This window comes from Tahibacter caeni (assembly GCF_024609805.1).
Classification (GTDB): Bacteria; Pseudomonadota; Gammaproteobacteria; order Xanthomonadales; family Rhodanobacteraceae; genus Tahibacter; species Tahibacter caeni.
This window is the reverse complement of sequence record NZ_JANFVR010000206.1, coordinates 1-8670: the sequence shown is the minus strand read 5'-3', so window position 1 is coordinate 8670 and position 8670 is coordinate 1. Positions and strand designations below refer to the sequence as shown.

The window sequence follows — 8670 nt, the reverse complement described above, 5'->3', positions numbered from 1 at the left end:
GTCGAGCGCGCGGCGGCGGCGGCCGCATCGTCGGCGAGCTGCGACGGACGCCGCGTCGCATCGCCGCGGCGCAGCGCCGGCCGCTGGCCGGTCAGCAGCTCGTGCAGCAGCACGCCGAGCGCATAGACGTCGGTCGCCGTCGTGATGCCGTCGCCGCTGAACTGCTCCGGCGCCGCGTAGGCCGGCGTCAGCCGGCGCAGGCCCGTGCGCGTGTCGTCTTCGCGCTCGGAATCGTCGAGCAGCTTGGCGATGCCGAAATCGAGCAGGCGCGGCCGGCCCTGCGCGTCGACGAGGATGTTGGCCGGCTTGAGATCGCGATGCACGACCAGCGCCCGATGCGCCGCCTCGACCGCGTCGCAGACGTCGGCGAACAGGCGCAGGCGCTCGTCCACACGCAGCGCGCGCGCGTCGCACCAGCGCACGATGGTCTCGCCCTCGACGTATTCGAGCGCGAACCACGGCACGCCTTCGGCGGTGAAGCCGCCGTCGATCAGCCGCGCGATGGCCGGATGTTCGAGCCGCGCGAGGATGCGCCGTTCGCGCCGGAAGCGCGCCTGTTCCTGCGGATCGCGCAGGCCGACGCGCAGCAGCTTCAGCGCGACGCGCTGCACGTAGCCGTCGACCTCGCGCTCGGCGCGGTAGACGCTGCCGCTGCCGCCTTCGCCGATCAGGTCCAGCACGCGATAGGCGCCGACGGTCAGCGGCGCGGCGGCCGCCGCGGCGATCAGTGATTCGGCGTAGTCGGCGCCGCTGCGATCGAGGATGCCCGGCTGGGCCTCGCGCGCGAGCAGTTCGCGCAGCAACGCGCGCAGCGATTCGTCGGCGACGTCGCGCGCGAGCAGCGCGTCGCGCTGCGCCGGATCGAGATCGAGCAGGCGGTCGAGCAGCGGCGCGAGCTCCTGCCAGCGGGCCGCGACGGCCGGGTTCACGCGGTCGTTTCCAGCGCGTGGTGCAGGAACAGCCGCGCCTTGTTCCAGTCGCGCACGACGCTGCGCGTCGTGATGCCGAGCACGGCGGCGACTTCCTCCACCGACAGCCCGGCGAAGAAGCGCAGCTCGACCACTTTCGCCAGTCGCTGGTCGAGCGCGCCGAGGGCCGCCAGCGCCGCGTCCAGCGCGACCATCTCGCCGGCGATGCATTCGACCGGAATGTCGGCGGAATGCCAGTCGAGCGCGAACTGGCCGCCGCCGCGCTTCTGCGCCGACTTGCGCCGCGCGTGATCGATCAGGATGTGGCGCATCGCCGTGGCCGCGTAGCCGAGGAAATGCGCGCGGTCCTGCCAGACCGCGTCGCGCTGGTTGACGAGACTCAGGTACGCCTCGTGGACCAGTGCCGTCGTGCTCAGGGTCTGGTGGCCGCCGCCGGCGAGATAGCGATGCGCGAGTTGCCGCAGTCGTTCGTAGACCTGCGGCAGCAGACGGTCGACCGCGCGCTCGTCGCCGTTGCGGGCCTGGGCGAGCAGCGCAGTGATGTCGGACGTCGCGAGCATGGCCGGGACATGGTAGCGCGGCGCTGCCGGCGCGGAAGCCGCGCAGGTCGCAGCGAGGACGGACCTGGCGCGCAGGCGAACTGTGGCGGCGTTCGCAGTCCGGCTGCCGCGGCCGCGCCGCAGGCCTGCCTTGCGGCAGGACCTGCAGCGCGGCGCCGGCTCACTCGAAGCCGCCGCGGAAGATCACGTCGTCGGGGAACAGGCCGACCAGCACCGGATCATGGTCCGAGGCGCGGAACGGGCTCTGCTCCAGCACGAGTGTGCGCGGCGGAGTCAGCAGCGAACCGTTCGGCTCTTCCTCGTAGGCCGCTTCGCCGGTGTCGCGCACGTCGTCGCTGTAGTCGAGCTGCGGCAGCTCGTCGGCGTTGATGTGCCACGGCGCGATGCCCTGGATCTGCGGCGCGAGGCTGTCGCTGGCCAGCGCGTAGTCGAGATGGCCGAGCTGGCCGTCGAACAAGTAGGAATACGCCTGCGGCCCGCCGAGCGCCGCGAGCAGGTCGACGTAGCCGGCCGCGGTCAGGGTCGTGATCGGCGTCTCCTGCGCATAGGCGTTGTAGTCGCCGAGCAGCAGCACGTCGGGATCGTTCGCCGCGGTCACGACGCTGCTCGCTATCCAGCTCAGCAGCCGCGTCGCCTGCTGCGTGCGGCGCGAGGCATAACAGGCCTGGCCGTCGCCGCTGTCGGCGTCGGCGCCGCTCGCGTTGGAGCAGCTCTTGGACTTGAAGTGATTCGCGACGGCCGTGAAGCGCTGACCGAAGGCCGGGTTCGCCGCATCGACGACATCGAAGGTCTGCGCGAGCGGCGGGCGGTTGTGGGTGCCGTTGGTGTCCTTGAGCACGCCGCCGGCCGGTGCGAGCACGCCGCTGCGGTAGATCAGCTGCACGCGGATTGCGTCGGTGCCGAGCGCCGCGGCCGTGTCGGCAGCCACGTAGGGATGGCCGTCGGCGCAGCGCGCGTTGACCGCGCCGAGCAGGTCGGTGATCGGCGCCGTCGTCGCGGCGTTCTCGAGCTCGACGAGGCCGACCACGTCGGCGTCCAGGCCGCAGAGCACGAGGGACGTGCGCTCGCGCTGGCGGTCGAGCTCGGCGACGTTGTCGGCGCCGCGGCAGTCCTGGCCGCCGGCCGGGCCGCAGGGGCCCGAGGACGAACTGGCCGTGGTGTCGAGGCTCGTGAAGTAGTTCAGCAGGTTCACGCTGGCCGCGCGGATCGCGCCGGGCACGGCCGGCGCCGTCGCGCTGCGCAGGTTCACCGGCGTGAATGTCGCCGGCGTCGCGTGCGTCGGGCGTATGCGCCAGGCGTCGGTGCCGGTGAAGCCGGCGTAGGACCAGTGCAGCACGCCGGTCAGGCCGTCGATGCGGTCGCCGCCGCGGAAGAAGTCCTCACCCTGCGTGCCGGCCGAGAAGCCGCCGTGAGCCTGCGGGTGGAAGAAGATCTGGCGGCCGTCGGCCTGGGTCAGCGGCCAGTTCTCCACGTTGTTCTCGTCGTCGAGGATCACGCGGCGGCGCGCGAGCTCGGCGAGGTGCGCGGCGTTGCCGGCGGCGCTCGGCGCGTTGTCTTCGGTGAACTGGCGCGGCCGGCCGCCCGCATACAGTTCTATCTGGCCGTAGCGCGCGAGCTCGTAGTATTCCGACACGTACAGCGGATCGGCGAACCGCACGAGCATGCCTTCGCGCGCTTCGTAGAACGCGTCGACGTCGCCGGCGACCGGCAGGCTGACCGCGGCCGGGGTCAGCGCGGCGAGGTTGTCGCCCGCGTCGGTCACGACGACGGCCGTCGGCGCGCTCGCGGTGATCTCGGTCAGGCCGAAGAATTCGCTGACCGTGCCGCTCGCGCGCACGCGCTGACCTTCGCTGACCGCGGTCGGGCAGGAGGCGCAGTAGACGAAGACGCCTTCGGAGGTGTTCGGGTCCGCATCCGCGTCGGCGTCCTCTTCCTGCAGGAAGAAGCCCGACAGCTGGCCGCTGCCCTGGTAGCTCGCGGTCACGATGCCTTCGACCGTGACGGTGACGCCGGCGCCGACCGGCGTCGTCGCGCCGTTGCCTTGCACGTCGTGGATCTTTGCGAGCGGCAGCGCGTCGTCGTTGATGATCGTGCCGGTCGCCTGGCCGTCGCCGATGACGGCATTGACCGGATTGCTCAGGGTGACCACGAAGCTTTCGTCGGGCTCGGCCTGCGTGTCGCCGTTGACGACGACGTCGAAGGTCGCGCTGCTCGCGCCTGCCGCGATCGTCTGCGTGCTCAGGCTGAGCGTGGAGTAGTCCGACGGCGCGGTCGCGCTGCCGTCGCCGGTCGCGACGTCGAAGCTGACGCCGCCGGCCGGCGCCGGCTGAGACAGGCTCACGGTGAACGTCAGAGCGGCCGTGCCGCTGTCGCCCTCGACGCGGCTCGCATCGGCGACGCTCAGGCTCAGCGGCTGCGGTCCGCCGCCCTGCGGCGTGACCGTGACGTTGTCGATGGCCAGGCCGTGATCGGCGCCGGCATGGTCCGGATCGGCCCAGCGCAGCATGATCTCGCTGCCGTTCGGCAGGTTGATGCCGCTCAAAGTGAAGCTGCGCGCGACCTGGTTCGCCGCGAGGTTGCCGTTCAGCGCGCCGGCGCTGCCGCCGGTGACCGGGCTCGTGAGATCGAGGCTTGCGACCGGCGTGCCGGCGCTCTGGAATTCGGCGAGCGAGCCGGTCATGCTCGTGGCGATCAGATACGAGAATGCGGCGGTCTGCGCGGCCGCGGCGCTGTTGCGCCACTGCTCGCCGGTATAGGCGACGTCGAGCGCGGTGATCGTCGCACCGGTCGCATTCTTCAGGCGCAGGCCGTAGAACAGATTGCCGACGGCGGCATTGCCCGAGCCGACCGAGCCGAGCGCGCGGTCGCTGCTGCCCGAGGCGCCGTAGCTGTAGAGATTGCCCGCATTGCTTGCGCCGGTGTCGGCGACGACGGTGGAGCCCGAGCCGGTGCGCGCGTGGTACCAGCCGGTCAAGGTGACGTTGTTGCTCCAGGTCGCGTTGCCGCTCGCCGGCAAGGTGTCGAAATTCTGCGTATACGGCGTGCCCGATGTGGTCAGCACCACCTGCGCCGACGCGGGTAGCGCGGCGAAGGCGAGCAGGCTGCAGATGGCGAAGGCCCGCGCGTGCGGGCGTCGTCCGGAATTCATGGTGCACCATCCCCTGAAGAGTGTCGACGAGGCGGCGTCGCGTGCGCGCCGCCCTGGCGCGGACAGCGACGGCCGCCCGACGGCAGCATGGGATTCCGCGGCGACATGCCGGTGACACTGCGATGATCGGAATCCGTCAATGGATTGACGGCGGGCTTACGCGGGGTCGCGCACGAGGCAGACGCGCGTCAGAAGAAACGGCCCGCCGCTGTCCCATGCCGTGCAGCCGATGCCCGGCGTGCGCGGCTGAGCCCCGGTATATCGTCGATCGGCGTGGACGATGAATCGGCAACGGCTCCGGAACGCTTCTCCAGCGAGCCCGCGCGGCGGCTCGCTCGTCGCCCTGTCAGCGGCTGCCGCCGTACGTCGCTCGGATCGCCGTTCGAGGCGCTGTGGCGACTCCGGACTATCACCATGCGCCGAGCGCTTGCCGCAGCGGCTCCAGCCATCGCGCATACGCCCGCCACCTTCCCACGCTGTGACGATTGACGGTGCTGCGCGCCTGCGCGGAGCTCAGCGTGGTGATGGACCGTGCGCGCCAGCGCGCGGGATCGATGACGCCGTCGTCCCATTCCAGTCCGCAGAAGTCGAACACGCGGTGTGAGGTTCCGCGCGGATCGGTGACGAGGTCCTCGTAGTCGACATCGAGCACGAAGCCCGGAAACGCGGCATGCCAGTGGGCCATGAGGTCGCGGTAGAGGCCGTGGTAGTGAGTGAGGTCGTCCAGGCTGTTGGTGTGGGTGATGGTTTCGGGAAAGTGTTCGCGCAGGTTGGCGAAGCAGACGTCCATGGGATCGCGGCGCAGGTGCAGCACTCTGGCGTCGGGGAACGCGCGACGGATGACGCCGACGAGCTGGAAATTGTCGGGCCGCTTTTCAGTGACGTGGGTGGCGCTGCCGATGGCGTGGTGCCCTTCGGCCATGAACTGTTCGCGCACGCGGTCGTGGTCGAGCTGCGGCAGACGTCGCGCGAGCGGTTCGTCGATGAGGGTTGGGCAGTAGTAGTCTGCGGCGTGGCGCAGCGCGGCGGTCAGGCGCGGTGATTCGCCGTAGGTGTGCACGCCAGGGTGCGTACCGAGCATGCTTTCGAGCAGGGTGGTGCCGGAGCGGTGCAGGCCGACGATGAAGATCGGGATGTGGTCACCGGGGCGCTGCGCGCCGGACGCGGTCGCGGTGTGCGCCTGCGGCGCCGCAGCGGGCGCATTCACGGGGCGCTTGAGCAGCGCGAACAGGCGCTCTTGCCGTGCGTGGTCGTAGTGCGCCCGGGCACGGGCGGAAGCGCATGCGGCGGACAGGGCGTCCCACGCCGCGTCGGTGTCGCCGAGGTCGTCGAGTTCCTTGAACAGCGCGAACTGCAGCAGTTCGCGATCGCGCGGATCGAGCGGGCGCTGCAGGCGCTCGCGCAGCACGGCGACGTGGTTGGCGTCGGCGGTCTGCCGGCGCAGGCGCGCTTGCAGCCAGTAGCCCATCGCCGATTCCTGCGGCGTGCCGAGCACCTGGTCGAGGTCGGCGCGGGCTTCGTCGAATGCACCGGCGTACTGGTGGATCAGCGCGCGGTTGACGCGGCATACCCCGTCGTCGGGCGCCGCGGCGACGGCGGCGTCGGCCCAGGCGCGGGCGAGTGCGTGCGCGCCGATCGCGCTGAGCGCGGCGGCCGTGCGAGCCTGGTCAGCGGGGGCGAGCAGGGCGCGATGCGGATAGGTCCGCGCCCAGTGCGCAAGCGCATCGTGCGCGACGAACAGGCGCAAGCCTTCGACGACTTCGGGAGCCAGCAGCGGCGGCACGGCGCGGTCGCGCACGGCAGCCAGGAAACGGGTGCGCGCCGCGACGTAGCGACCGCCGAACAGCTCGACGCGCGCGCGCAGCAGCTCCGGTTCGATGTCGCGCGGGGACTCGGCCTGCCAGCTGTCGAGAATGACCAGGGCCGCATCGAGGCGGCCCTGGCTGACATGGCCGTCGATGCGACGGCGGCGTCGTTCGTCGCGCACGGTCGGCTAGAGCGACGTGCTCATCGTTGTGGCGGCAGCGCGAGCGCGGCGCGTTCGCCCGGGTTGCGCGTCGTCGGCGATGGCGCTGCGCCGGCCGGCCGGGACACAGGCACATCGGCATGCTGCTCGAAGTCGTCCTTGAACAACGACACTTCGCTCAGCAGCGACACATGCGGCACGCGCTGGAAGTTGGCACCGAAGGCCGAGAGGTTCGCCCAGTCGCCGCTGGGGCTGGTCGGCCAGTTCACCCAGTTCGCGGTATCGACATAACGGCCCAGGCTGAGCTGCAGCGGCATGGGCCCACCGGTGCCGGTCGGCTCGACTACGCTGACGAAATAAGTGCCCGGTGCCAGCGTCTGCGGTCCGCCGACGAATTTCGCGTCGTAGATGCCGCCGATGTAGGTGCTGACGATGGCCTGCGTCGTGGCGATCACTGCCGCCGGCTTGCCGTTGGCGCCGGTCGCGCGCAGGTTGGCAACCACGTTCTGGCCCGGCCAGCTGCTCGGCGGATCGGGCGGTTCCGGATCGGTCACGGGACCCAATGCAAAGCGGATGCCCTCGAACGTGGCGGTCTGGGTGAGGGTGTACGAGGTGCCCAGCTCGCCGCCGTTGCCGGCACCGATGCCCAAGGTGCCGCTCACGGCGCCTTCGTGGCGGCTCCAGACGTTGCCGCCGATCGTGGTCACGGTCGTTGTCAGTGCGTTGTTGCTCGGATCCGTGTCCTGCGCGTTCTGGTCCGACGTGGCGGTATACGTCACGCCCCAGACGCCCGGCGTGGACAGCACCGTCGGCGGGGTGAACGCGATGGTCTGCGTCGCGTTGCCCGCGAGGGTCGGGATGCTCGAGGCCGTCAGCGGCGCCCCGAGCGGCGCACCGTCGAGCGTGGGCTGCGCGGTGGCGGCGACATTGGTCAGGGTCGTGCCGCCGACATTCTTGACCGCGACCTGGTAGTTCGCGTCGACGCTGACGCCCTCGGGCACGCGGGGATACTCCACGGCGAAAGGCGGCGTCGTCGCCGCCAGAGCCGCGAGATCGACGGTATTGCTGGCGACCGTGACGTCGTCCACGACCAGCAGGAACTTGTCGGTCGACGTCAGGCGGAAGCCGACGTAGATCGTCTGGTTCACGTACGCCGCCAGGTCCACGGAATGGCTGGTCCAGGCGGCCGGCTCGGCGCCGGTGGAGTACACGATTGCGCTGTTGGTGATCTGGTTGCCGATCGTGCCGGTGCCGCCGGTCGGCGTGATCGGTGCGGTCATGACGCGCACCTCGTAACCGTCGAGATAGGCGGGGTCGTAGTTCTTGGCGCGCCAGGACAGCGAACTGTTGTTCGGTATCGGACCGATGGCCGGCGTCCACATCCAGTCGTTCGCCGTACCGGCCGGGGAGTACCACGAGGTGGCGAAGGCGACGCAGTTGGTGACGTCGGTCTGGAAGTCCTCGCGCACTTCCCAGGCTTCGTTGACGTAGGCGACGCTGGCCGCGGGCGTGCGGTTGTCCACATTGCGCAGCAGCCATCCGCTCGGGAAGGGATAAGTGCCCGCGCCGCCGGGACCGCTGCAGCGCAGTACGGGCTGCTGGGTATCGGGATCGATGCGGGTCTGGAAGTCTTCGAGGAACAGCGTGGCCGCCATCGACGATGACGAGAACGCGAGAGCGACTGCGGTAGCCAAGGCATGGCGACGCAACGAGTAGGACATGGATAACCCCTGGAAGTCGACGGTCGAACGCGCTGCGACCCGTCTCTGGCGGCCGGTTCCGATGGATGTCCACGCATGCGGGCTGAAGGCTCGAATGGACGTTCCGGCGCGTTCGCGCCAGAACCGTAAGCGTCCGGCGAGCCCATCTTTCGGCGTTTTCCGGAAGCCCGAATGCTGGCCTCTGTTTCCGCGGAGGCACGCAGTATGGGCAGGCAGAAGTCCGAACTGAACCGCCCCGGGAATCCCGGAGACTCGTTGGTGTGAGTCACGCCGCCATGGCGAGCTCACGCTGCTGCTGATAGTAGTTCGCTTCGGCTTCGGCGGGTGGGATGTTGCCGATTGGCCC

5 protein-coding genes are annotated in these 8670 nt (G+C 70.4%); all 5 read right to left on the bottom strand.

What is annotated here, in order from left to right; all coding sequences use genetic code 11:
- On the bottom strand, positions 1-929 hold a 929-nt coding region (locus NON22_RS16080; protein ID WP_257387960.1), incomplete at its 3' end, for a serine/threonine-protein kinase.
- On the bottom strand, positions 926-1489 hold the full coding sequence (locus tag NON22_RS16075) for an ECF-type sigma factor (RefSeq protein WP_257387959.1): 564 nt from the start codon (positions 1487-1489) through the stop codon (positions 926-928). The genes NON22_RS16080 and NON22_RS16075, both read right to left, overlap by 4 nt.
- Before the next feature lie 160 nt (positions 1490-1649).
- Complete coding sequence (locus tag NON22_RS16070; protein WP_257387958.1) at positions 1650-4637, bottom strand: ExeM/NucH family extracellular endonuclease; 2988 nt, start codon at positions 4635-4637, stop codon at positions 1650-1652.
- Positions 4638-5046: 409 nt separating this feature from the next.
- The gene (locus NON22_RS16065; RefSeq protein WP_257387957.1) at positions 5047-6624 is read right to left on the bottom strand and encodes a sulfotransferase family protein; all 1578 of its coding nucleotides are present in this window, start codon (positions 6622-6624) and stop codon (positions 5047-5049) included.
- Positions 6625-6644: 20 nt separating this feature from the next.
- On the bottom strand, positions 6645-8324 hold the full coding sequence (locus NON22_RS16060; RefSeq protein WP_257387956.1) for a choice-of-anchor J domain-containing protein: 1680 nt from the start codon (positions 8322-8324) through the stop codon (positions 6645-6647).
- Positions 8325-8670: the final 346 nt, after the last annotated feature.